Below are 22,009 nucleotides of genomic sequence, written 5' to 3'. Positions count from 1 at the left end.
ATACGCGATTATACGTGCGGCCAGCCTTTGCTACAGTCCCTTCGATGAATGACCTCGCCGGCAAGCACTTCGTGCTGGGCCTCTCCGGAGGCATCGCCTGCTACAAGGCGGCGGAGCTGTGCCGCGCCCTGATCAAAGAAGGCGCCACGGTGCAGGTCGTCATGACCGAGGCGGCGGAGCAATTCATCACGCCCGTCACCATGCAGGCGCTCTCGAACCGGCCGGTCTATGGCTCGCAGTGGGACAGCCGCGAGCCGAACAACATGCCCCACATCAACCTGTCGCGCGAAGCCGACGCCATCCTGGTCGCGCCGTGCAGCGCCGACTTCATGGCCAAGCTGCTGCACGGGCGCGCCGACGAACTGCTTTCGCTGATGTGCCTGGCGCGGCCGCGCCCCGAGGTGCCGCTGCTGCTGTCGCCCTCCATGAACCGCGAGATGTGGTCGCACCCGGCCACGCAGCGCAACATGCAGCAGCTGACCGACGACGGCGCCACCATCCTCGGCGTGGGCTCGGGCTTCCAGGCCTGCGGCGAATACGGCGATGGCCGCATGCTGGAGCCGCTGGAGCTGCTGGAGGACATCGTCGCCTTCTTCCAGCCCAAGCACCTGCAGGGCAAGCGCGTCCTCATCACCGCGGGCCCCACCTTCGAAGCCATCGACCCGGTGCGTGGCATCACCAACCTGTCGTCCGGCAAGATGGGCTTCGCCATCGCGCGGGCCGCGCACGAGGCCGGCGCCGACGTGACGCTGGTCGCGGGGCCGGTGAGCCTGAAGACCCCGCGTGGCGTGACCCGCATCGACGTGAAGTCCGCCCGCGACATGCTGGCCGCGACACAGCCCGCGGCGGAGCGCGCCGACGTCTTCGTCGCCACCGCGGCCGTGGCCGACTGGCGCCCCGCGAACTGCGCCGACCAGAAGATCAAGAAGGACGGCAGCGGCAAGGCACCCGCGCTGGACTTCACCGAGAACCCCGACATCCTCGCCACCGTCGCCCAAGGCGCCCGTGCGAAGGCCGGCCAGCTGTTCTGCGTGGGCTTCGCCGCCGAAAGCCAGGACCTCGTCGCCAACGCGCAGGCCAAACGCGAGCGCAAGGGCGTGCCGCTCCTGGTGGGCAACATCGGCCCGGCCACTTTCGGCGCGGACGACAACGCATTGGTGCTGGTCGACGCGAAAGGCACGATGGAAGTGCCGCGCGCCTCCAAGCTGGAACTCGCGCGCGGGCTCGTCGCCGAGATCGCCAAGCGCCTTCCGAAAAAATGAAAATCGACGTCAAGATCCTCGATCCGCGCATGGCGGACCAGCTCCCCTCGTACGCCACGCCCGGCAGCGCCGGCCTGGACCTGCGCGCCTGCATCGACGAGCCGCTCACGCTCGGCCCCAATGCGTGGAAGCTCGTCGGCACCGGCATCGCGATCTGGCTGCGCGATCCCTGTTATGCCGCGATGATCCTGCCGCGCTCGGGCCTGGGCCACAAGCACGGCATCGTGCTGGGCAACCTGGTCGGGCTGATCGACAGCGACTACCAGGGGCAGCTCATGGTGAGCGCGTGGAACCGCAGCGACGAAGCGTTCACGATCCAGCCCATGGAGCGCATCGCGCAGTTGGTCATCGTGCCCGTGGTGCAGGCCCAGTTCCACGTGGTGCCCGAGTTCCCCGCGACACAGCGCGGCGAAGGCGGTTACGGCTCGACGGGCAAAGGCTGAGTCTCGGCCAGACTACAGCCGCGCTCGCACCCTCCTACACCGATGCGCGGCATCGCCCGCAGCACAGGCGTTCTCATCCCTCCTTAAATGGTTCTACGAGGCCAGCCGCCTGTGGCTGCGCCCTGTGACAACGAAGGAGAGATATCCATGAAATACCGTCTTGCCCCCGTTGCCGGCGGCGTCGCGCTGGTCGCGCTCGTTTCCGCCTGCACGACGAGCCCCCGCGTCGAGGTGAACGTCCCGGCCCAGCCGGCCCCGGTGTACTCGACCAATACCGTCACGACGGTGCCGGTGAGCGCCGAATACGGCCGCATCGTCAACATCGAATACTTCGCCGGCGGCGTGTCGCGCAGCGGCCCGAACGTGCCCGGCGCGATCATCGGTGCCGTGGCCGGCGCCGTGGTCGGCAACCAGATCGGCGGCGGCTCCGGCCGTGACGCCGCTACCGTGCTCGGCGGCGTGGCCGGCGCGGCCGTGGGCAGCCAGGTCGGCCGCACCACCACCGTTTCCGAAGCCCTGTACCGCGTGACCGTGCAGACGGACACCGGCATCGTGCGCTACTACGACGTGCCGGCGACCGGCGACCTGCGTGTGGGCGACCGCGTCCGCATCGACAGCGGCGTGATCTACCGCGGCTAACCAAGGAACTGCCATGCGCCAACTTCGACTGACAGCGCTGGCGGCTTCGGCCGCCTGCGCCCTGGCCCTCACGGCTTGCGGCACGCCCGACCCCTATTCGGTCGGTGAAGCTTCCAACACCTACCCGCCGTACCCGGTCACCGACGGCCGCGTCACCACGGTGATCGCGCCCCCGGGCAGCACCGTCTACGGCCCCGGCCCCACGTACGTGGTTCCGGGTCCTTCGGGCTACGCCGTTCCCGCGGTCGAGTTCGGCCGCGTGACCAACGTCGCGCTGGTCAACCCGGGCACGCGCGCCAGCGGCAACAACGCCGCGGGCACGATCATCGGCGGCGTCGCCGGCGGCATCATCGGCAACCAGGTCGGTGGCGGTACGGGCCGTGGCGTGGCCACGGTGCTCGGCGCGATCACCGGTGCTGCCGTGGGCAGCCACCTGTCGAGCCGCCCGACATACAACTACGCCGGCCCCGTCTATCGCGTCTGGGTGCAGACCGACTCGGGCATGATGCGCACGTACGACGTGGGCACGACCGCCGACCTGCGGCCGGGCGACCGCGTGCGCATCGAGAATGGCGTGATCTACATGGGTTGAGCCCGCAGGGGGCCCTCGCCAAAAAGCCGCGCGAATGCGCGGCTTTTTTTCATCCGATCTTGAAGAACCCCGTGCCCGCCGTGCCGCGCCCGATCTCTTCCTCGGTGGCCTCGCGCACGCCCTCGACCTTCAGCGCGAGCCGGATCGCGATGCCCGCGAGCGGGTGGTTGCCGTCGAGCACCACGTGGTCGGGGTAGATGTCGGTCACGGTGTAGAGCGTGCCCTTGGGCGCATCGGCCTTGGCGCCGGGCGGCAACTGCTCGAACGTCATGCCTTCTTCCAGCTCCTGCGGGAAGAGCTGGCGGTCCTCGAGGAACACGAGCTGGTCGTCGAAATCGCCGAACGCTTCCTCGGGCTCCAGGTGCAGGTCGATCCTGTCGCCCGCCGCGTGCCCCTGCAGCGCCTCCTCGATCTTCGGCAACAGGTCGTCGCCGCCCACGAGGAAGTCCACCGGCTCCGCCAGTTCGTCCAGCACCTCGCCCAGCGTGTCCTTCAGGGTCCACGTGAGCGCCACCACGCACTGCGGCGTGACCTGCATCTTTTCCATAGGAGAATTCTCCCACTTTGGACACCGACGCTTCCACGCCGCTGCTGGGCGGCCTCACGCCCGCGCAGTTCATGCGCAGCCACTGGCAGCGCAAGCCCCTGCTGGTGCGCGGGGCGGTGCCGGGCATTCGCCCCTTGCTGTCTCGCGCGCAGCTCTTCGGACTGGCCGGGCGTGAAGGGGTGGAGTCGCGCCTCGTCGTGCAGCAGCGCGGCAAGTGGCAGCTGCAGCGCGGGCCCCTCGCGCGCCGCGCGCTGCCGCCGGTGTCGCAGCCGCGGTGGACGCTGCTCGTGCAAGGCGTGGACCTGCACGACAAGCGCGCGCACGAGCTGCTGCAGCGATTCGCCTTCGTCCCGCAGGCGCGGCAGGACGACCTGATGATCAGCTGGGCCAGCGATGGCGGCGGGGTCGGGCCGCACTTCGACTCCTACGACGTGTTCCTGCTGCAGGTGCAAGGCAAGCGGCGCTGGCGCATCGGCCGGCAGAAGGACCTGGTGCTGCGTGACGACGCGCCGCTGAAGATCCTCGCGAACTTCGAGCCCGAGGAAGAGTACGTGCTGGAGCCCGGCGACATGCTCTACCTGCCGCCGCGCTGGGCGCACGACGGCATCGCCGTGGGCGAGTGCCAGACGTACTCGATCGGCTTTCGCGCGCCGTCGCGCGGCGAGCTCGCGCGCGAGCTGTTGCAGCGCCTGGCCGACGAGGAGGGCGAGGGCGCCGACGTGCTCTATCGCGACCCGGCGCAGGCCGCGACGGCCGCGCCCGGCGAAATCCCGCCGGCAATGCTGCAGTTCGCATCCGATGCGCTCGCACGCGCGCTGCGCGACCCGCAGGCCATCGCGCGCGCGTTCGGCGAATTCCTCACCGAGCCCAAGCCGCAGGTCTGGTTCGACGAAGGCGGCGAGGGCGGCGCCGGGCCGGGCGCGGTGGCGCTCGACCGCCGCACCCGCATGATGTACGACGCGCACCACGTGTTCATCAATGGCGAGAGCCTGCGCGCCGGCGGCCGCGACGCGGCCCTGATGCGCACTTTCGCCAACCGGCGTAGGCTCACGGCCAGCGAACTGCGCGGCGCGAGCGCCGCCGCCCGCGACGCGATCGCGCAATGGGTGGAAGCGGGCTGGGTGCACGTGGCGAAGGAGTGACCATGGACGACGACAAGCCGAAGCTGGACCTGCCGGCCGGGCCGTTCTCGGGCCCCGACACCTTCCGCGACCTGGTGCGCGCGGCGCTGGCCGCCGCCAACGAGCAAGGCTGGCGCGAGCTCATCCTGTGCGACCCCGACTTCGCGGACTGGCCGCTGGGCGAGCGTGCCGTGGTCGAGTCGCTGGGCGCCTGGTCGCAGCGCGGCCGCCGCTGCATCCTGCTGGCGCGCAACTGGGACGAGGCCGTGCGCCGCCATGCGCGCTTCGTGAGCTGGCGCCGCACCTGGTCGCACATCATCGAGGCGCATGCCTGCCGCTCGGCCGACCCCATCGAGTTCCCCAGCGCGATCTGGACGCCCGGCTGGGTGCTGGAGCGCCGCGACCTCGTGCAGTGCCGCGGCTGGACCGGGCCGGAGCCTGATCGCCGCCTGACCCTGCGCGAGAAGATCAACGAATGGCTGGGCAAGAGCGCACCGGGGTTCCCCTCGCACACCACCGGCCTTTAGCACGCCAACACAGCCGTGACGGCGGCTGTGCATTTCTGCATATAATCGTGGACTGAGCGCAAAGCGCAATGCTTGCACTCGCAATTTCCGGAAATTCGTCCCTCTTCCCCAAAGGAAACCTGAAATGAAGAACTCGCTCGCCCTGGCGACCCTCGTTGCCGCCGTGGCCCTGACCGCTTGCAGCAAGACCGAAGCTCCCGCGCCCGCCCCGGCGCCGGCTCCCGCCGCTGCCCCGGCCCCCGCTCCCGCTGCTTCGGCTGCCGCCGACGCCGCTTCGAGCGCCGCGTCCAGCGCCGCTGCCGCTGCGAGCAGCTCGGCGACCGCTGCCACGGCTGCCGCCTCGGCCGCCGCTTCCGCCGCGTCGAAGTAATCCGGCTTTCTTCCGGATACGCACAAGCCGCCTTCGGGCGGCTTTTGTGTTTTTGGAATGCCTTAGGCGTCGACCCAGCCGCAGCCGTTGGCGCCGTCGGCCACGGTGATCTCGGACACGTCGCATCCCATCGCGGGTGCGAGCGCCGCGCGCGCCAGGTCGGGGTGGTTGTTCTGCTCCGACAGGTGCGCGGCCACCACCTGCCGCAGCCCGTGCGGCCGCAGCGCCATCGCGATCTGCGCGGCGGCTTCGTTGGCCAGGTGGCCCCAGCCGCCGCCGATGCGGCGCTTGAGGAACCAGGGGTACGTGCCTTTTTCCAGCATGTCGGGGTCGTGGTTGCACTCGAGCAGGAGCGTGCGGCACCCCGCGAGCTCCTGCAGCACGTGGTCGCTGGACCGCCCCAGGTCCGTCAACACGCCCATTCGCGCCGCGCCATCGGTGCACGACAGCTGCAGCGGCTCGCGCGCATCGTGCGGCACGGTGAAGGGCCGCAGCAGCAGCGCGCCGATGGCGACTTCCATGCCGTCGCACACGACGTGCAGGAGGCCCTCGAAATCCGGCTCACCCATCGCCACGTGCGTGCCGTGGCTCATGTAGACGGGGATGCGCTCGCGCAGCGCGAACTGGCGCACGCAGCCGATGTGGTCGGCGTGCTCGTGCGTGATGAAGATGGCGTCGACCTGCTCGGCCAGCATGCCCGCGCGGCCCAGGCGCTTGTCCAGCTCGCGGATGCCCAGCCCGCAATCGACCAGCAGGTGGGTGACCCGCGCGCCTTCGCGCGCCTGGATGACGGTGGCGTTGCCCGAACTGCCGCTTCCCAGATTCCTGAAGCGGAGCGTCATGGGGCGGCTACTTCAGGTCTTCGGCCAGCAACGCGACGATCTTCTGGGCGGCGGCCGAGTTCTCGGGCGCGCCCTTGTCGTTCAGGACCGACACCACCGTCTTGGCGCCTTGCGGCTTGACCGCGATGCGGTATTTCACCGGCGGCGGGGCGTCGTCCTTGCTGAACAGCTTGGCGATGAAGCCCTCCGACTTGCGGTCGCCCGTCGACTCGACGTAGCGAACGAAATACGTGCCGTTGCTGCGGTCGCGGTCTTCAACGGTGAAGCCCGTGCGGTCCAGCGCGAGGCCCACGCGGCGCCACGCGCGGTCGAAGGCTTCGTCGACCTCCAGCGTCGGCGTACCGGACACCGTGGTCACGCGCGAGGTCTGCTTGGCCTGCGCGGAGGCGACGATGGTGCGGGCCTGGTCGGCGGGCGTGCCCAGCTTGACCATCAGGCGGCGCAGGAACTCGGCCTCCAGCTCGGGCTCGGCGGGGCGGGGCTGCCACACCGTCTGGTCCTTCTGCGAGTTGGAGTACACCTCGACCATGCCGCGGTGGCTCACGTACACCTCGGTGCCGCCGCTGGGCACGCGCTCCAGGCGCGTGCGGAACTTGTCGCGCTCGCTGGTGGAGTACACCGAGTCGAGCACCCGGCCCAGCGTGCGGCGGATGAAGTCCTGCGGGATCTTCGCGCGGTTCTCGGCCCAGTCGGTCTCCAGGATGCCGATCGCGGGCTGGTCCACGTTGATCAGGAAGCCGCTTTCCTGCCAGAACTCGCGGATCGGCTCCCACAGCTGCTCGGGCGAGCGGTTGATCACCAGCCAGCGCTCCTGGCCGGCGCGCTCCACGCGCACGTCGCCGAGCGTCGTCGCCGCCGTCGGCATGTTGGGCGCGGCCTGGCCCACCTGGTAGGCGCTGGCGGTCACGGTGCCGCCGGGCATCTGGTAGCGCGAGTCGCGCGACAGCTGCGTCAGGTCGGGCGGCACTTCCAGCGACACGCCCTTGCCGGCGCTCTTGTAGTCGATCTTCTCGCCCTCGATCACGGAGCAGGCGGAGAGCGCCAGGACGGCCGCCAACGCGACGGCGCCGGGATGGGCTTTGAAAAGCTTCACGGGAGGTTCCTCTTGAATCTATTGCAGCACGCCGGCCGAGCGCAGGGCGGCTTCCACCACCGGTTGCTGCGAATCGGACAACGGCGTCATCGGCAGGCGCAGCGCGCCGCCGCACAGGCCCATGCGGGCCATCGCCCACTTGACCGGGATGGGGTTGGCCTCGACGAAGAGCGCCTTGTGCAGCGGCATCAGCTTGCGCTGGATCTCCATCGCCGTCTTCGCGTCGCCGGCGACGGCGGCCTTGCACAGCTGCGCCATCGCCTTCGGCGCGACGTTGGCCGTCACGCTCACGTTGCCCTGGCCGCCGCACAGCATGAGCGCCACGGCCGTCGGGTCGTCGCCGGAATACACGGCGAAGCCCCTGGGCACGTCGCGGATGAGCCATTGCGCGCGTTCGATGTTGCCGGTGGCTTCCTTGATGCCGACGATGCCCGGCACCTTCGCCAGGCGCAGCACCGTCTCGTGCTGCATATCGGCGACCGTGCGGCCGGGCACGTTGTACAGGATCATCGGCAGGTCGGGCACCGCCTTGGCGATCGCCTCGAAGTGGCGGTAGATGCCTTCCTGCGTGGGCTTGTTGTAGTAGGGCACGACCTGCAGCTGGCACTGCGCGCCGACGCTCTTCGCGAACTTCGCGTGGTCGATCGCTTCGGCGGTGGAGTTCGCGCCGGTGCCGGCCATGATCGGCACGCGGCCTTTGGCGTGCTGCACGCTGAAGCGGATGATCTCGTGGTGCTCCTCGACGTCGACCGTGGGCGATTCGCCGGTGGTGCCGACGACGCCGATGCAGTCCGTGCCCTGCTCGATGTGCCAGTCGATGAGCTTGGCCAATGCGCTGTAGTCGACGCTGCCGTCGCCGTGCATCGGGGTGGCCAGCGCCACGATGCTGCCTGTGATCGGTGTCATGAAATCTTTTCGCCCGGGATGGGGGATTCTAGCGAGTGGGGGCCCCGGGAATTCACCGAGGCGATGCGCTGGACCACCCGGGGCGGCGAGGCGAGGAATCCCTGCTCGAACGCGATGGTTTCCAGCGACGCGCAGGCGGTGAGCAGCTCGCCCGGCTGCAGCAGGAAATCGGGCCGCGAGGGCTTGCCGTGGGCCTCGTTGCCGGCGGCAAATGTTTCGTAAAGCAGGACGCCACCGGGCGCCACGGAGCCGACGATCGCCGGCAGCAGCGGGCGCCAGAGGTAGTTGGTGACGACGACCGCGTCGAACGTGCGGCCGGTGAAGGGCCAGGGGCCGTTTTCGATGTCGGCCACCAGCGTTTCGCCGACTCCGATGGCACGCAGGGCCTCTCCATCGCGGTCGACCGCCGTCACGCGGCAGCCGCGCCGGGCGAAGAAGCGCGCGTGCCGCCCGCGCCCCGACGCGACGTCGAGCACGGTCGCGCCCGCGGGCACGAGGTGCGCCCAGCGTGCGATCCACGCGGAAACTGCTTCGGTCCCGTGCATGACGTCAATGCGGCTTGACTTCGTCCTTGAGCGCGGCGAGCGCGATGTTTTCGACCACGCCGGGCGCCAGGAGTTTCATGAAGCGCCCCAACTTGCCCTTGGCGGTCATCACGACCTCGCGCTTGCGCGCAACCATGCCCGCGATGATGCGGCGCGAGCATTCCTCGACGCTCATCGCGCCTTCTTCCTTCAGGCCGCTGGAGCCCGCCGCCTCGCCGCGCGCGTTGTAGCCGCGGTAGCGGATCTGCGTGGCCACCACGCCGGGGTAGGCGAGCGTGACGCTCACGCCCGCGTGCTTGAGCTCGGCGCGCAGGGCCTCGAAGAAGCCGTTCATCGCGAACTTGGTCGCGCTGTAGGCCGTGCGCCCCGGCACGCCGACGAGGCCCGCGAGCGACGACACGGCGACGATGTTGCCGCGGCTTTCCTTCAGGTGCGGCAGGGCCGCGTGCGTGCACCACACCGCGCCCCAGAAGTTCACGCGCATCAGGTCCTCGTACCAGTGCAGATCCTGCGCGCGCACGTCCGACAGCAGCGCCTGCGCCGAGACGCCGGCGTTGTTCACCAGCGCGTCGATGCGGCCGAAGGCCTGCACGGCCTTGTCGACGAGGGCGCGGCACTGCGCCTCCTGCGCGACGTCGGTCATCACCGCTTCGGCCTTCGCGCCGGCGGCGCGGCACTGCTGCGCGACTTCCTCGAGCTTGGCCTGGTTGCGAGCGGCCAACACCAATGCCGCTTGCGCGCCGTGCGTGCGCGCCAGCTGCCGCGCCATTTCCGCGCCGATGCCGTCGGAGGCACCCGTGATCACGAACACTGTCATGCGTACACTTTACCCGCATGGGCACGACCGATCCACGCATCGACGCCTACATCGCGAAGTCCGCTGGCTTCGCACGGCCCATCCTCGAACACCTGCGCAAGACGGTCCACGCCGCGTGCCCGCCGTGCGAGGAGACGGTCAAGTGGGGCATGCCGTTCTTCACCTACAACGGCCGGCCGCTCGCCAACATGGCGGCGTTCAAGGCGCATTGCGCGTTCGGTTTCTGGAACCGCCTGTCCGGCGATGAAGCGAAGGGCAAGGAAGCGATGGGCGAGTTCGGGCGGATCGAGTCGCTCAGGGACCTGCCCCCGAAGACGCAACTGGCGAAGATGGTGAAGGCGCAGATGGCGCTGATCGATGCGGGGCAGAGCGTGGTCCGCAAGCCGAAGCACGAGCCGAAACCGCCGCCCGAGGCGCCTGCCGAACTGCTCGCGGCCTTGAAGAAGAACGCCGCGGCACGCAGGACCTACGAGGCCTTCCCGCCCAGCCACAAGCGGGAGTACGTGGAATGGATCGTGGAGGCCAAGCGCGACGAGACGCGCCAGTCACGCCTGGCCCAGGCCATCGAGTGGATGGCCGAAGGCAAGCCACGCCACTGGAAATACCAGCGCTAGTTGAAGCAGGCCCAGATGATGTCGACGACGGCGACGCGGATCTCGGGCCGCGCGTAGAGCGCGAACGTCGCCAGCAGCACCGCGATCGCGGTGCCGTAGGCGGCGATGCGGCCCTTGCGCGTCATGCCGGCTGCGGCTGCGCGCGTGCGATCGGCGCCTCGCGCACCGGCAGGTTCACCAGCGCCGCGAAGATGCCCAGCGCGATCGAGATGTACCAGACGATGTCGTAGCTGCCGGTGCGGTCGTACAGGAAGCCGCCCAGCCACACGCCCAGGAACGAGCCGATCTGGTGCGAGAAGAACACGAAGCCGCCCAGCATCGACAGGTGGGCCACGCCGAAGATTTGCGCGATGGCGGCGTTGGTCGGGGGCACCGTGGACAGCCACAGCAGGCCCATCACGGCGGAGAAGATGTAGACCGACAAGGGCGACAGCGGCGCCCACAGGAAGATGGCGATGACGACGGCGCGGCCGAAATAGATAGCCGCCAGGATCTTCCGCTTGGCCAGCTTCTGCCCCAGCACGCCGGCGATGTAGGTGCCGAAGACGTTGAAGAGGCCGATGAGGGCCAGCGCATTGACGGCGACCTCCTGGCCCAGGCCCTTGTCGCGCAGGTAGCTGGGCATGTGGAAGCCGATGAAGACCACCTGGAAGCCGCACACGAAGTATCCGGCCATCAGCAACTGGAAACTCGGGTACTGGAAGGCCTCGCGCAGCGCCTGGCCGATCGACTGGTCGCGGCGCGGTGCCGCGCCGCCGGCAAAGCCGGCTTCCCTCAGGCCGAACGCGAAGGGGGCGATCAGCAGGACGAAGCCCGAGAGCGCCAGCAGCGCCTGCTGCCAGCCCAGGTAGGAGATCAGCAGGCCTTCCACCGGAAGCATGACGAACTGCCCGAACGAGCCCGCGGCCGCCGCGACCCCCATGGCCCACGATCGCTTGGCGGGGTCGATCTGCCGCCCGATGACGCCATACACGACGGCGTAGGTGGTGCCGGCCTGCGCCGCGCCGATCAGCACGCCCATCGTCAGTGCGAAGACCAACGGGTTCGTGGAAAGCGCCATGCCGGCCAGGCCCAGCGCGTAGAGCACGGCGCCGACGATCAGGACGCGAAACGCGCCGAATCGGTCCGCGACCATCCCGGCGAAGATGCCGAAAAAGCCCCAGGACAGGTTCTGGATCGCGCCGGCCATCGAGAAGGTGCCGCGGTCCCAGCCCTGCGCCTGCGTGATCGGCTGAAGCCACAGCCCGAAGCCGTGCCGGATGCCCATGGAGAGCGTGACGATCATGGCGCCGCAGGCGAGCACCTGCGTCATGGAAAGGCGTTGGGGCTGCATGCGCGCCAATTTAGCGAGCCGGCAATTCCCCTGCTTGCGCAGGGCCGCGCTTCAGCGCAGCTGCAGGCGCAGGTAATGCGGCGCGAGGAAGCGCAGCCCGTCCATGCTGCCGAGGTTGACCGTGGTCGTCGCCACCATGTAGATCGTCCTGCCCTTCAATTCGGCCAGCGGCACGTCGCGAGGTTTGCCTGCCTGGGACGTGTTGAAGACGGTGCGGATTTCGCGCGCGTATTCGCGGCCGGCTTCGCGCACTTCGTGGAAGTCGGCGCGCAGCTTGGCATCGGTCTGCAAGGCCATGAAACTGCCGTCGCACATGTCGTCCTTGCCGACGTTCGCGGCGCACGGGTCCGCGGTAAGAAGGACGTACGAGTCTTCCTTGGACGCCTCGGGCAACGCGCCCGCGGCGTACGGGCGGAACATCGCGTTGCGCCGGTCGCCGCCGCGCACTTCCTGCAGCCAATCGGGCGAGAGCGATGCACCCACCTGCAGGTCGCCCTGCGCCGGGTCTTCGAAGCGCACGACCAGCTTGAACGGCGCGGCCCTGAGCGTATACGCGCCGTCGGGCGTGAGCGAGATGATCTTGCCGTCCTGTTCGATGTGCAGCCTGTAGCGGGAGGCGGGGCGCGCCTTCGCCGTGGCGATGGACACCGATTCGGCCCACGCGACGAGTTGCGGGTCGCCGTTTTCGACGGCGGCCATGTAGGCGCTGTAGCGCATGACCGGCGCCGGCGCCGCGGCGCGGTCGGAGAAGGCAAGCGGCTCGGCGCCCTTGGCGAGCATCGTTTCCGCCAGTGGCTTGCGGCCCATGAGCACCGCGGCCTGCAGCGGCGTCATGCGCACGCCGGGCGCGCCGTCGGGCGATGCGCCGAGGTCCATCAGCTGCTGGGCCAGCGCGTCGTTCTTGCGCAGGATGGCCAGCGTCAGCAGCGTGTCCGACGACGACGCGAACTTGGGGTCCACCGCGTCGACGCGCGCGCCCTTGGACAGGAAGAACGCCAGCCACGTCTGCCATTCGCCGGTGGCCAGCACCGCGCTCGCGATGTCGAGCGGGCAACCCGCGGAGCCGCATGCGTTCACGTCCGCACCGCGATCGACGAGTGCCTGCACGGCCAGCAGGTCGCGCCGCATGATGGCGCGCGTGAGGGGTGTCGTCTCGTCGCCGAAACGCAGGTTCACGTCGATGCCCGCCGGCAGCACGGCGATCGACATGGCCGAGCGAGCCTGCCAGAGCGCCGCCTGGGCCCTCGCGACGGGGTCGGCCAGCAGCCGGTCCGGCGTTGCGAGGTTGCGGATGTTGAGCATGCTTGCCGCCCAGGCCTCGAATGCCGGGCCCGGCTCCAGCACCACCGTCGCCGGAAAACGCCGCACCAGTTCCACGACGACCCAGACGCGTTCGCCGGTGGACAGGATCGTCTCGATGGGCTTGGACCGCGCGCCCGGCGTGTACATCCCGGCCAGCGTGCGGCGCAGCGCCGGATGCGCTTCGACCAGGTTGCCCACCGTCCGGGGCTGCGTTCCTTTCGGCAGCCCGGAAAAGCTCGCGAGGCGCGCTTCGCGCTCCTGCCGGTAGACGAGCGAGCGGAATTCGAAACCCGATGCGCCCGCGTGGTGCTGGGCCGAAACGAGCATGGCCTGCAGTTCTTGGACGTTCCACTTCGGCGGGTCGGCGGCGAAGGCGGAGCAGGCGCCCAGGAGGGCCAGGGCAGCGAGGAGTCGGCGGATGTTGGGGCTCATGGTCGCGAAGTGTGAGAAGAATTGATTATCCGGGCCGGCAACAACTGTACACAAATACAGTCCCGGAGCTTCGGCGCGTCTACAATCGCTCCCTCCCCATGGCAACCCCCCCGAATTACTCCGAAGCGTCGATCCGCGTGCTCAAGGGCCTGGAGCCCGTCAAGCAGCGCCCGGGCATGTACACGCGCACGGACAACCCGCTGCACGTCATCCAGGAAGTGATCGACAACGCGGCCGACGAGGCGCTGGCCGGCTACGGCAAGCGCATCAAGACCACGCTCCATTCCGACGGGTCCGTCTCGATCGAGGACGACGGCCGCGGCATCCCCTTCGGTCTGCACCCGGAAGAAAAGGCGCCGGTGATCGAGCTGGTCTACACGCGCCTGCATGCCGGCGGCAAGTTCGACAAGGGCAAGGGCGGGGCGTATGCGTTCTCCGGCGGCCTGCACGGCGTGGGCGTGTCGGTGACCAATGCGCTGGCCAAGCGGCTTGAAGTGACGACGCACCGCGAGGGCCAGGTCGCGAAGATCGTGTTCTCGGGCGGCGACGTCATCGAGAAGCTCCACCTGCGCAAGCTGCAGGAAGGCGACCGCCGCCAGGGCACTTCGGTGCGCGTGTGGCCGGAAGCGAAGTATTTCGAATCGAGCGCGCTGCCGCAGGCGGAACTGGCGCACCTGCTGCGCAGCAAGGCCGTGCTGATGCCCGGCGTCACGGTGTCGCTCGTCAACGAGAAGACCAAGGAGACGCAAAGCTGGCAGTACAAGGGCGGCCTGCGCGACTACCTGATGCAGTCGCTCAATGCCGACCCGGTCATCCCGCTGTTCGAGGGCGAAGGCTACGCGCAGAACAACGACAACTTCGCCGAGGGCGAGGGCGCGCAGTGGTGCGTGGCGTTCACCGAGGACGGCCAGCCCGTGCGCGAGAGCTACGTCAACCTGATCCCGACGACCGCCGGCGGCACGCACGAAAGCGGCCTGCGCGACGGCCTGTTCAATGCGGTGAAGAGCTTCGTCGACCTGCATTCGCTCCTGCCCAAGGGCGTCAAGCTGTTGCCCGAGGACGTGTTCGCACGCGCTTCGTATGTGCTGTCCGCGAAGGTGCTGGATCCGCAGTTCCAGGGCCAGATCAAGGAGCGCTTGAATTCGCGCGACGCCGTGCGCCTGGTGTCGAGTTACGTGCGCCCTGCGCTGGAGCTGTGGCTCAACCAGCACGTCGAATACGGCAAGAAGCTGGCCGAACTCGCGATCAAGGCCGCGCAGTCGCGCCAGCGCGCGGGCCAGAAGGTCGAGAAGCGCAAGGGCTCCGGCGTCGCCGTGCTGCCCGGCAAGCTCACCGATTGCGAAAGCCGCGACATCTCGCACAACGAAGTGTTCCTGGTCGAAGGTGACTCGGCCGGCGGCAGCGCCAAGATGGGCCGCGACAAGGAATGCCAGGCCGTCCTGCCCCTGCGCGGCAAGGTGCTGAACACCTGGGAGGTGGAGCGCGACCGCCTGTTCGCCAACACCGAGATCCACGACATCGCGGTGGCCATCGGCGTGGACCCGCACGGGCCCGAGGACACGCCCGACCTGTCGAACATCCGCTACGGCAAGGTCTGCATCCTGTCCGATGCCGACGTGGACGGCTCGCACATCCAGGTGCTGCTGCTCACGCTGTTCTTCCGCCACTTCCCCAAGCTCATCGACGCGGGGCACGTCTATATCGCGCGGCCGCCCTTGTTTCGCGTCGACGCGCCCGCACGTGGGAAGAAACCGGCCTCCAAAACCTATGCGCTTGACGAAGGGGAGCTCACCGCTATCCTCGACAAGCTGCGCAAGGAAGGCGTGCGCGAAGGGGCCTGGACCATCAGCCGCTTCAAGGGCCTGGGCGAGATGAGCGCGGAACAACTCTGGGAAACCACGCTCAATCCCGATACGCGCCGACTGCTGCAGGTCAAACTGGGGCAGCTGGACTTCCCGCAGACGGAGAACCTGATCACCAAGCTCATGGGCAAGGGCGAGGCCGCCGCCCGCCGCGAGCTCATGGAAATCCACGGCGACGCCGTGGAAGTCGACATCTGAAGCCATGACCGCCGCCAACTTCGCCGCCAGCTCCCCGGACCGCACCACGGCCCGCGTGCGCCTGCGCCCGACGATGTCGAGCGACATCGACTTCGTGCTGTCGCTGGAGCAGGCGCCGGAGAACCTCGCGTTCATCACGCCGTGGGAGCGCACGCAGCACGAGGCCGCCATCCGCTTCCCCGACTTCCGCCACTTCATCGTGGAAGGCGGCGAGTCGCTGGACCCGGTGGGCTTCGTCATCCTGATCGGCTGCCGCAACCAGAACCAGTCGATCGAGCTCAAGCGCATGGTGGTGCAGGCCAAGGGCGCGGGCTTCGGCCGCGCGGCGCTGCGCGTGGCCAAGAAGGTGGCGTTCGACGACTTGGGCGCGCACCGCTTCTGGCTGGACGTGAAGCAGCGCAACTCGCGTGCGAAGGCGCTGTACGACGGCGAAGGCTTCGTGGTCGAGGGTGAGCTGCGCGACGCGGTGAAGACCGCCGAGGGCTTCGAGTCGATGGTCGTGATGTCGATGCTGCGCTCCGAGTTCGTCGGCCGCCGCGGGCTGGGCCTGGAGCTGAGGGAAGCATGAAGCGCATCGCATCCCTCCTCGGTGCGCTTGGTTTCGCGCTCGCATTCGCTGCGCCTGCGCGCGCCGAGGTGTGGGGCTACGTGGACAGCAAGGGCATCGCGCATTTCGCCGCCGAGAAGGTCGACGAGCGCTACGAGCTGTTCTTCCGTGGGGGCGAAAGCTTCGACACCGCCAACGGCGTGCGCACGCCGCGCCCGGTGGCCGTGCCTTCCGCGGCCGCCACCAAATTGATCGCCTTCTTCGAGATCTCGCCCGGCTACAAGCAGGTGCAGCACCACCTGCGCGCCGCCTCGAAGGCGCACGACATCGACTTCGACCTGCTCAAGGCGGTGATCGCCACCGAATCGGGCTTCGACGCCGGTGCGGTCTCGCCCAAGGGCGCGATCGGCCTGATGCAGGTGATGCCGGCCACGGCGCAGCGCTACGGCGTCACGGCCGACAAGAAGCTCACGGTCGAGAAGAAGCTGCACGACCCCGGCACGAACATCAAGACGGGCACGCGCTACCTGCGCTACCTGATGGACATGTTCGCGGGCAACGTGGAACTGGCGCTGGCCGCGTACAACGCGGGCGAGGGCGCCGTGATGCGCGCGGGCAAGCGCGTGCCCAACTATCCCGAGACGCAGAACTACGTGAAGACGGTGCTGCAGCTGTACTACATGCTGAAGCCGCCGTCGTTCATCAACGGCCAGCGCGGGCGCATCCGCATGGAGATCCCCGCCGGCGGTGCGATCGGGCGCGGCAACCTCCCTCCTTCCGAACAGCAACAACCGAACGCCACGTTCGCCGAGAAGTCGCAGGCTCCACAGAGCGTCTTCTAGAAATGTTAGCCCCCACGCTTCTCGCTGCGCGTAGTGCGCTGCCCCCCGAGGGGGCGTCAGTCTTCTACGGGCGGCCGGGCGAAGACTGAATGGAACAAGAACTCCTGAACCTCGCCAACAGCGGCGATGGCGACGAGCTGGACCTCGCCTCGTACGCCCAGCGCGCCTACCTCGAATACGCACTCTCGGTGGTCAAGGGCCGCGCGCTGCCCGACGCCACCGACGGCCAGAAGCCGGTGCAGCGGCGCATCCTGTACTCGATGGCCCGCATGGGCCTCGGCTACACCGGCGCCGGCGGCGCGCGCCCTGTCAAGAGCGCGCGTGTCGTCGGCGACGTGCTCGGCCGCTTCCACCCGCACGGCGACCAGGCCGCGTACGACGCGCTGGTGCGCATGGCGCAGGACTTCGCGCAGCGCTACCCGCTGATCGACGGCCACGGCAATTTCGGCAGCCGCGACGGCGACGGCGCGGCCGCCATGCGCTACACCGAAGCGCGCCTGGCGAAGATCGCCAACCTGCTGCTCGACGAGATCGACGAAGGCACCGTCGATTTCGTGCCCAACTACGACGGCAGCACGCAGGAGCCGAAGCAACTGCCCGCGCGCCTGCCGTTCACGCTGCTCAATGGCGCGAGCGGCATCGCGGTGGGCCTGGCGACGGAAATCCCCTCGCACAACCTGCGCGAGGTGGCCGATGCCTGCGTCGCGCTGATCAAGACGCCCAAGCTGTCCGACGACGAGCTCTTCGAGCTGATCCCGGGCCCGGACTTCCCCGGCGGCGGGCAGATCATCAGCGCGCCCTCGGACATCGCCGAGGCGTACCGCACCGGCCGCGGGTCGCTGAAAGTGCGCGCGCGCTGGAAGATCGAAGACCTCGCGCGCGGCCAGTGGCAGCTGGTGGTGAACGAACTGCCGCCCGGCGTCAGCTCGCAGAAGGTGCTGGAAGAGATCGAGGAGCTCACGAACCCCAAGGTCAAGGCCGGCAAGAAGGCGCTGCTGCAGGACCAGGTGCAATTGAAGCAGACCGTCCTGTCGGTGCTCGACGCCGTGCGCGACGAGTCCAGCAAGGACGCGCCGGTGCGCCTCGTGTTCGAGCCCAAGACCAGCCGCATCGAGCAGCAGGAGCTGATCACCACGCTGCTCGCGCACACCAGCCTGGAAACGTCGGCGCCCATCAACCTCACCGCCATCGGCCTGGATGGCCGGCCGGTGCAGAAGTCGCTGCGCCAATTGGTCACCGAGTGGATCGAGTTCCGCCACAAGACCATCGAGCGCCGTTCGCGGCACCGCCTGGACAAGGTGCTGGACCGCATCCACATCCTCGAAGGCCGGCAGCTGGTGCTGCTGAACATCGACGAGGTGATCCGCATCATCCGCAACAGCGACGAGCCCAAGCCCGCGCTGATGCAGAAGTTCAAGCTGTCCGAGCGCCAGGCCGACGACATCCTCGACATCCGCCTGCGCCAACTGGCGCGGCTCGAGGCGATCAAGATCGAGCAGGAGCTCAAGGAGCTGCGCGAGGAGCAGAAGAAGCTCGAGGAGATCCTCGGCAGCCCCGCCGCGCTGCGCCGCCTGATGGTCAAGGAGATCGAAGGCGACGCGAAGCAGTTCGCCGACGCGCGCCGCACGCTGATCCAGGCCGAGAAGAAGGCCGTCGCCGAGATCAAGGTGGTCGACGAGCCGGTGACGGTGGTGCTGTCGCAGAAGGGCTGGGTGCGCGCGCGCCAGGGCCATGGCCACGAGGCGGCCAGCTTCGCGTTCAAGGCAGGCGACGGCCTGTACGCCACCTTCGAGTGCCGCACCATCGACACGCTGCTGGCGTTCGGCAGCAACGGGCGCGTGTACACCGTGCCCGTCTCGACGCTGCCCGGCGCGCGCGGCGACGGCCAGCCCGTCACCACGTTCATCGAGCTCGAGCCCGGCTCGCACCTCGTGCACTACTACGCAGGCGCGGGCGGTGACTGGCTGCTGCTGTCCAACACCGGGGGCTACGGCTTCCTCGCCACGGTGGAGAACATGATGTCGCGCCTGAAGGCCGGCAAGGCGTTCGTCAACGTGGGCGAGGGCGAGACGGTGTGCCGGCCCTCGGCTGCCAACGTCGCGCCGCAGCCGCCCGCCACGCAGGTGTGCTGCATCTCGGCGGCAAAGCGCATCCTCACCTTCGACATCTCCGAGCTCAAGGCGATGCCCAACGGCGGGCGCGGCCTGCTGCTCATCGACCTGGACAAGAAGGACACGCTGGTCGGCGCTGCCGCGTACACGCGCAGCGTGAAGATCACGGGCGTGAGCCGCGAGAAGGACCGGGAAGAGGTGCTGGAGATCCGCTCGCTCAACAACGCCAAGGCCGGGCGCGGGCGCAAGGGCAAGACCACGGAACTGGGCTTCAAGCCGTCGGCCATCGAAAGAGTCGAGTAACCGTCCCCGGCCTGCGCCGGGGTTCATTCATGCCCGCCGCGCATCAGTGGCGCGGCGGTTTTTCATCACCGGCGGCTTCCGGCGCGTGCCACGATCCCCGCATGCCTGCTTCCCACCTCCTGCTGGCCCTGGCCGTCGTCTTCGTCTGGGGCACCAACTTCGTCGTCATCAAGTGGGGGCTCGCGGAGTTCCCGCCCTTTGCCTTCGCCGCGCTGCGCTTCCTGCTGTGCGTGCTGCCGTGGATCTTCTTCATCCGCCGGCCTCGCGTGTCGTGGGCCAAGCTCGCAGCCTTCGGCGTGCTGCTGGGCGCGGGCCAGTTCGGCCTGTTGTTCCTGGCGATGCGCAGCGACGTCACGCCGGGCCTGGCCTCGCTGATCATCCAGGTGCAGGTGTTCTTCACCATCGGCATGGCGGTGGCGCTGCAGGGTGACCGCATCGGCATGCCGCAGTTCCTCGCGCTGTCGCTCGCGGTGGCCGGCGTCGCGCTGATCGGCTGGCATGCGGTGAGCGAGGGCGCGTCGATCACGCCGCTGGGCCTGGGCCTGGTGCTGGCCGCCGCGGCTTCGTGGGCCGGCGCGAACATGGTGGTGCGCAGCGCCGGCAAGGTCGATGCGCTGGCGTTCATCGTGTGGGCCAGCCCGTTCTCGCTGCCGCCGCTGTTCGCGCTGGCGTTCGCCGTGCACGGCACCGACGCTGTCGTGCACGCCATCCGCGACGCGACCTTCGTCGGCTGGTCGGCCGTGCTGTGGCAGGCCGTGGGCAACACGCTCTTCGGCTACAGCGTGTGGAACTGGTTGCTCGCCCGCCACCCGGCCGCGACCGTCGCGCCCTCGGCGCTGCTCGTGCCGGTGTTCGGCTTCAGCGCGTCGGCGTGGCTGCTCGGCGAACCGATGCAGGCGTGGAAGCTCGTGGCCGCCGCGCTCGTGATCGGCGGGCTGGCACTGAACCTCTATGCGGGCAGGCTGGCGTCGCTCATCTCGCGGCGCATGGCCTCGGCCTGAGGCCCGGGCACCACCGGCAGCGCGAACGAAAAGCAGGAACCGCGTCCCGGCGTCGACTGCACGGCGATCTTCGCGCCCAGCAGCTGCGCCGAACGTTGCGCGATCGCGAGCCCCAGGCCCATGCCGCCTTCGCGCTCGCGCGACACGCCTTCCACCTGGTAGAACTCGGCAAAGATGCGGGCCTGCTCCGCGGGCGGGATGCCGATGCCGGTGTCGACCACCCGCAGCTCCAGCAGCGCGCCGCGCCTGCGGCAACCGACGAGCACGCCGCCCTTGCTCGTGTAGCGCAACGCGTTCGCCACCAGGTTGGACAGGATGCGGCCGGCGATCATCGGGTCGGTGTCCACCCACACGTTGCGGGCGGCGCGCACGTGCAGGCGCAAGCCTTTCGCAGCAGCAGGCCCCGCGAACGCGGTCTGCACCTCGGCCAGCATGTCGCTCACGGCGACCACGCGGCGGTTCACCGTCACCGTCCCGTTGTCCAGCCCCGACAGGTCGAACAGGCCATTGAGCAGCCGCCCCAACCCTTGCAGCGCCAGCTGCAGCCGCGACGCGACCGCGCCGATCTCCTCGCCGCGCACCTGGGGCAGCCGCGCCATCGCCTGCAGCGTCGCGGCGAACAGGCCCAGCGCCTGCACCGGCTGGCGCAGGTCGTGGCTGGCCGCGGCGAGGAAGCGCGTCTTGGCCTGGCTGGCGGCTTCGGCGTGTTCCTTCGCGGCGCGCAGTTCCTCGTCGGCGATGCGCGCGCGGATGCGGCGGCGGATCAAGGCCCACGCCAGGACGGCCAGCAGCACGCTCGCCACCGCGCCGATGCGCGCCACCAGCTGCAGCTTGCTTGCGGCGATCGGCGTCGTGAAATTCGGCAGCGACTGCGCCGTGAGCGTCCATGAATAGCCGCCCACCTGCACCTTCTGCGATGCCTTGAGCAGCTTCAGCGAGGACTCGCCACCGACGCGGTCGCTCACGATCTCCACGTCGTCGCCTTCGCCCACGCCGCCGTCGTACACCTGCACGTCGATGTTGGCGCGCTCGCCGAGGATGTTGCTCATCAGGCCGTCCATGCTGAAGGCGGCGTAGATCCAGCCCGTGAGGCGCCGGCGCCTTTCCTCCACCGTCGCCGGCGCGGCGGCGCCGCCGTAGACCGGCATGAAGATGCGGTAGCCGGCCTGCACCTCCTGCGCGTCTTCCTCGGGCAGCTTGATCTTGTTGGAGATGGCGATGGAGCCGTTGTCGCGCGCGGCTTCCATCGCGTGGCGGCGCGACGGCTCGGCGTAGAAGTCCGAGCCCAGCGTGCTCAGCGCCGTGAGCGCCGACGGCTCGAAGTAGAGCGAGGCCGTGTACTCCTCCCGTGGTGTGCCAGGGCGGATCGCGTACTGCGGGAAGCCTTGCGCGCGCACTTTGCTCTCGTGCGCTGCGCGCTGCGATGCGGGCACGCGCACGGAGTAGCCCAGGCCCAGCAGCCCCGGGTGCGTCTGGATGCGCATGCTGCCCACGAAGGCCTGGAAGTCGCCGCGCTGCACGTCGGCCTTCGACGCGAAGAGGCCGTGCGTCGCATGCAGTGCCTGCTCGTAGGCCAGCATGCGCTCCCGGAAGAGGCCGACCGTCTCGCGGAAGCGCGTGTCGAAGTCGGCCTGAAGTTGCGCCTCGATGTCGCGGCGCTCGCGGTTCCAGCCCCACCACGACACGGCGCCGGCAAGCACGAGCACGACCAACGGGATGCCATACAGGGCCGCGCGTGACTTCCAGGGCAATTTGCGCAT

At 69.1% G+C, this 22,009-nt stretch carries 23 protein-coding genes; 13 read left to right on the top strand and 10 right to left on the bottom strand.

Annotated elements, in window-relative coordinates; translation table 11 throughout:
* Positions 1–44: 44 nt before the first annotated feature.
* From coaBC to WG903_RS16125, 4 genes are all read left to right on the top strand, one after another.
* Positions 45–1,262 (top strand): bifunctional phosphopantothenoylcysteine decarboxylase/phosphopantothenate--cysteine ligase CoaBC, encoded by a 1,218-nt coding sequence (coaBC, locus tag WG903_RS16140; protein WP_340077263.1) that lies wholly within the window; start codon positions 45–47, stop codon positions 1,260–1,262.
* Complete coding sequence (dut, locus tag WG903_RS16135; protein ID WP_340077261.1) at positions 1,259–1,705, top strand: dUTP diphosphatase; 447 nt, start codon at positions 1,259–1,261, stop codon at positions 1,703–1,705. Before coaBC ends, dut begins: the two co-directional genes overlap by 4 nt.
* Before the next feature lie 147 nt (positions 1,706–1,852).
* Positions 1,853–2,344, top strand: coding sequence for an outer membrane lipoprotein (locus WG903_RS16130; RefSeq protein ID WP_340077259.1), 492 nt, complete (start codon positions 1,853–1,855; stop codon positions 2,342–2,344).
* A 13-nt stretch (positions 2,345–2,357) separates the two neighbouring features.
* A complete protein-coding gene (locus WG903_RS16125; protein ID WP_340077257.1) occupies positions 2,358–2,936 on the top strand; it encodes a glycine zipper 2TM domain-containing protein in 579 nt (192 codons plus the stop codon).
* Positions 2,937–2,985: 49 nt separating this feature from the next.
* Here the strand turns inward: WG903_RS16125 and WG903_RS16120 are convergent, their stop codons facing one another.
* The gene (locus WG903_RS16120; RefSeq protein WP_340078264.1) at positions 2,986–3,474 is read right to left on the bottom strand and encodes an FKBP-type peptidyl-prolyl cis-trans isomerase; all 489 of its coding nucleotides are present in this window, start codon (positions 3,472–3,474) and stop codon (positions 2,986–2,988) included.
* Between the two features lie 26 nt (positions 3,475–3,500).
* Between WG903_RS16120 and WG903_RS16115 the strand changes: the two genes are divergently transcribed.
* From WG903_RS16115 to WG903_RS16105, 3 genes are all read left to right on the top strand, one after another.
* The gene (locus WG903_RS16115; RefSeq protein WP_445263609.1) at positions 3,501–4,625 is read left to right on the top strand and encodes a cupin domain-containing protein; all 1,125 of its coding nucleotides are present in this window, start codon (positions 3,501–3,503) and stop codon (positions 4,623–4,625) included.
* Between the two features lie 2 nt (positions 4,626–4,627).
* The gene (locus tag WG903_RS16110) at positions 4,628–5,131 is read left to right on the top strand and encodes a hypothetical protein (RefSeq protein ID WP_340077255.1); all 504 of its coding nucleotides are present in this window, start codon (positions 4,628–4,630) and stop codon (positions 5,129–5,131) included.
* Between the two features lie 124 nt (positions 5,132–5,255).
* Positions 5,256–5,501 (top strand): hypothetical protein, encoded by a 246-nt coding sequence (locus WG903_RS16105; RefSeq protein ID WP_340077253.1) that lies wholly within the window; start codon positions 5,256–5,258, stop codon positions 5,499–5,501.
* Between the two features lie 62 nt (positions 5,502–5,563).
* Here the strand turns inward: WG903_RS16105 and WG903_RS16100 are convergent, their stop codons facing one another.
* Genes WG903_RS16100 through WG903_RS16080 form a run of 5 tightly spaced genes read right to left on the bottom strand, consistent with a single transcriptional unit; the run spans position 5,564 to position 9,704 of the window.
* Positions 5,564–6,343: an MBL fold metallo-hydrolase gene (locus WG903_RS16100; RefSeq protein WP_340077251.1), complete on the bottom strand. Its 780-nt coding sequence runs from the start codon at positions 6,341–6,343 to the stop codon at positions 5,564–5,566.
* 7 nt (positions 6,344–6,350) lie between these two features.
* A complete protein-coding gene (bamC, locus tag WG903_RS16095; protein WP_340077249.1) occupies positions 6,351–7,436 on the bottom strand; it encodes an outer membrane protein assembly factor BamC in 1,086 nt (361 codons plus the stop codon).
* Between the two features lie 18 nt (positions 7,437–7,454).
* Complete coding sequence (dapA, locus tag WG903_RS16090) at positions 7,455–8,342, bottom strand: 4-hydroxy-tetrahydrodipicolinate synthase (protein WP_340077247.1); 888 nt, start codon at positions 8,340–8,342, stop codon at positions 7,455–7,457.
* Positions 8,339–8,887 (bottom strand): class I SAM-dependent methyltransferase, encoded by a 549-nt coding sequence (locus WG903_RS16085; protein WP_340077245.1) that lies wholly within the window; start codon positions 8,885–8,887, stop codon positions 8,339–8,341. Before WG903_RS16085 ends, dapA begins: the two co-directional genes overlap by 4 nt.
* A gap of 4 nt (positions 8,888–8,891) precedes the next feature.
* On the bottom strand, positions 8,892–9,704 hold the full coding sequence (locus WG903_RS16080) for an SDR family oxidoreductase (RefSeq protein ID WP_340077243.1): 813 nt from the start codon (positions 9,702–9,704) through the stop codon (positions 8,892–8,894).
* A 17-nt stretch (positions 9,705–9,721) separates the two neighbouring features.
* On the opposite strand from WG903_RS16080, the gene WG903_RS16075 reads away from it, so the two are divergent.
* A complete protein-coding gene (locus WG903_RS16075; RefSeq protein WP_340077241.1) occupies positions 9,722–10,318 on the top strand; it encodes a YdeI/OmpD-associated family protein in 597 nt (198 codons plus the stop codon).
* Here WG903_RS16075 and WG903_RS16070 read toward each other — a convergent pair.
* The 3 genes from WG903_RS16070 to WG903_RS16060 are packed head-to-tail and all read right to left on the bottom strand — an operon-like array spanning position 10,315 to position 13,385.
* The gene (locus tag WG903_RS16070) at positions 10,315–10,443 is read right to left on the bottom strand and encodes a hypothetical protein (RefSeq protein ID WP_340077239.1); all 129 of its coding nucleotides are present in this window, start codon (positions 10,441–10,443) and stop codon (positions 10,315–10,317) included. The genes WG903_RS16075 and WG903_RS16070 overlap by 4 nt on opposite strands.
* Complete coding sequence (locus WG903_RS16065; RefSeq protein ID WP_340077237.1) at positions 10,440–11,651, bottom strand: MFS transporter; 1,212 nt, start codon at positions 11,649–11,651, stop codon at positions 10,440–10,442. Before WG903_RS16065 ends, WG903_RS16070 begins: the two co-directional genes overlap by 4 nt.
* A 51-nt stretch (positions 11,652–11,702) precedes the next feature.
* Complete coding sequence (locus WG903_RS16060) at positions 11,703–13,385, bottom strand: ankyrin repeat domain-containing protein (protein ID WP_340077235.1); 1,683 nt, start codon at positions 13,383–13,385, stop codon at positions 11,703–11,705.
* Positions 13,386–13,483: 98 nt separating this feature from the next.
* Here WG903_RS16060 and WG903_RS16055 point away from each other — a divergent pair, with 98 nt between their 5' ends.
* The 5 genes from WG903_RS16055 to WG903_RS16035 all read left to right on the top strand — a co-directional run bounded on the left by WG903_RS16055 (position 13,484) and on the right by WG903_RS16035 (position 20,249).
* Positions 13,484–15,445, top strand: a complete 1,962-nt coding sequence (locus tag WG903_RS16055; protein ID WP_340077233.1) for a DNA topoisomerase IV subunit B — start codon at positions 13,484–13,486, stop codon at positions 15,443–15,445.
* Positions 15,446–15,449: 4 nt separating this feature from the next.
* Positions 15,450–16,013 carry a GNAT family N-acetyltransferase gene (locus WG903_RS16050; RefSeq protein WP_340077231.1) on the top strand — a complete coding sequence of 188 codons (564 nt, stop codon included), beginning with the start codon at positions 15,450–15,452 and terminating at the stop codon, positions 16,011–16,013.
* The gene (locus tag WG903_RS16045; RefSeq protein WP_340077229.1) at positions 16,010–16,834 is read left to right on the top strand and encodes a lytic transglycosylase domain-containing protein; all 825 of its coding nucleotides are present in this window, start codon (positions 16,010–16,012) and stop codon (positions 16,832–16,834) included. Before WG903_RS16050 ends, WG903_RS16045 begins: the two co-directional genes overlap by 4 nt.
* Before the next feature lie 89 nt (positions 16,835–16,923).
* Complete coding sequence (gene parC, locus WG903_RS16040; RefSeq protein ID WP_340077227.1) at positions 16,924–19,248, top strand: DNA topoisomerase IV subunit A; 2,325 nt, start codon at positions 16,924–16,926, stop codon at positions 19,246–19,248.
* A gap of 101 nt (positions 19,249–19,349) precedes the next feature.
* Positions 19,350–20,249, top strand: coding sequence for an EamA family transporter (locus WG903_RS16035; RefSeq protein WP_340077225.1), 900 nt, complete (start codon positions 19,350–19,352; stop codon positions 20,247–20,249).
* On the opposite strand, the gene WG903_RS16030 is transcribed toward WG903_RS16035, so the two are convergent.
* Positions 20,198–22,009 (bottom strand): CHASE domain-containing protein, encoded by a 1,812-nt coding sequence (locus WG903_RS16030; protein ID WP_340077223.1) that lies wholly within the window; start codon positions 22,007–22,009, stop codon positions 20,198–20,200. The two genes, WG903_RS16035 and WG903_RS16030, sit on opposite strands and share 52 nt — an antisense overlap.

This window comes from Ramlibacter sp. PS4R-6 (assembly GCF_037572775.1).
GTDB lineage: Bacteria > Pseudomonadota > Gammaproteobacteria > Burkholderiales > Burkholderiaceae_C > Ramlibacter.
Note: the sequence above shows the minus strand (reverse complement) of the source record. Positions and strands in the feature narration are given on the sequence as shown.

Excerpts from the sequence above, each read along its gene's own strand:
- coaBC (WP_340077263.1), top strand. The coding sequence starts at position 45 with ATGAATGACCTCGCCGGCAAGCACTTCGTGCTGGGCCTCTCCGGAGGC.
- dut (WP_340077261.1), top strand. The coding sequence starts at position 1,259 with ATGAAAATCGACGTCAAGATCCTCGATCCGCGCATGGCGGACCAGCTC.
- WG903_RS16130 (WP_340077259.1), top strand. The coding sequence starts at position 1,853 with ATGAAATACCGTCTTGCCCCCGTTGCCGGCGGCGTCGCGCTGGTCGCG.
- WG903_RS16125 (WP_340077257.1), top strand. The coding sequence starts at position 2,358 with ATGCGCCAACTTCGACTGACAGCGCTGGCGGCTTCGGCCGCCTGCGCC.
- WG903_RS16120 (WP_340078264.1), bottom strand. The coding sequence starts at position 3,474 with ATGCAGGTCACGCCGCAGTGCGTGGTGGCGCTCACGTGGACCCTGAAG.
- WG903_RS16110 (WP_340077255.1), top strand. The coding sequence starts at position 4,628 with ATGGACGACGACAAGCCGAAGCTGGACCTGCCGGCCGGGCCGTTCTCG.
- WG903_RS16105 (WP_340077253.1), top strand. The coding sequence starts at position 5,256 with ATGAAGAACTCGCTCGCCCTGGCGACCCTCGTTGCCGCCGTGGCCCTG.
- WG903_RS16100 (WP_340077251.1), bottom strand. The coding sequence starts at position 6,343 with ATGACGCTCCGCTTCAGGAATCTGGGAAGCGGCAGTTCGGGCAACGCC.
- dapA (WP_340077247.1), bottom strand. The coding sequence starts at position 8,342 with ATGACACCGATCACAGGCAGCATCGTGGCGCTGGCCACCCCGATGCAC.
- WG903_RS16085 (WP_340077245.1), bottom strand. The coding sequence starts at position 8,887 with ATGCACGGGACCGAAGCAGTTTCCGCGTGGATCGCACGCTGGGCGCAC.
- WG903_RS16080 (WP_340077243.1), bottom strand. The coding sequence starts at position 9,704 with ATGACAGTGTTCGTGATCACGGGTGCCTCCGACGGCATCGGCGCGGAA.
- WG903_RS16075 (WP_340077241.1), top strand. The coding sequence starts at position 9,722 with ATGGGCACGACCGATCCACGCATCGACGCCTACATCGCGAAGTCCGCT.
- WG903_RS16070 (WP_340077239.1), bottom strand. The coding sequence starts at position 10,443 with ATGACGCGCAAGGGCCGCATCGCCGCCTACGGCACCGCGATCGCGGTG.
- WG903_RS16065 (WP_340077237.1), bottom strand. The coding sequence starts at position 11,651 with ATGCAGCCCCAACGCCTTTCCATGACGCAGGTGCTCGCCTGCGGCGCC.
- WG903_RS16060 (WP_340077235.1), bottom strand. The coding sequence starts at position 13,385 with ATGAGCCCCAACATCCGCCGACTCCTCGCTGCCCTGGCCCTCCTGGGC.
- WG903_RS16055 (WP_340077233.1), top strand. The coding sequence starts at position 13,484 with ATGGCAACCCCCCCGAATTACTCCGAAGCGTCGATCCGCGTGCTCAAG.
- WG903_RS16050 (WP_340077231.1), top strand. The coding sequence starts at position 15,450 with ATGACCGCCGCCAACTTCGCCGCCAGCTCCCCGGACCGCACCACGGCC.
- WG903_RS16045 (WP_340077229.1), top strand. The coding sequence starts at position 16,010 with ATGAAGCGCATCGCATCCCTCCTCGGTGCGCTTGGTTTCGCGCTCGCA.
- parC (WP_340077227.1), top strand. The coding sequence starts at position 16,924 with ATGGAACAAGAACTCCTGAACCTCGCCAACAGCGGCGATGGCGACGAG.
- WG903_RS16035 (WP_340077225.1), top strand. The coding sequence starts at position 19,350 with ATGCCTGCTTCCCACCTCCTGCTGGCCCTGGCCGTCGTCTTCGTCTGG.
- WG903_RS16030 (WP_340077223.1), bottom strand. The coding sequence starts at position 22,009 with ATGCGCAAATTGCCCTGGAAGTCACGCGCGGCCCTGTATGGCATCCCG.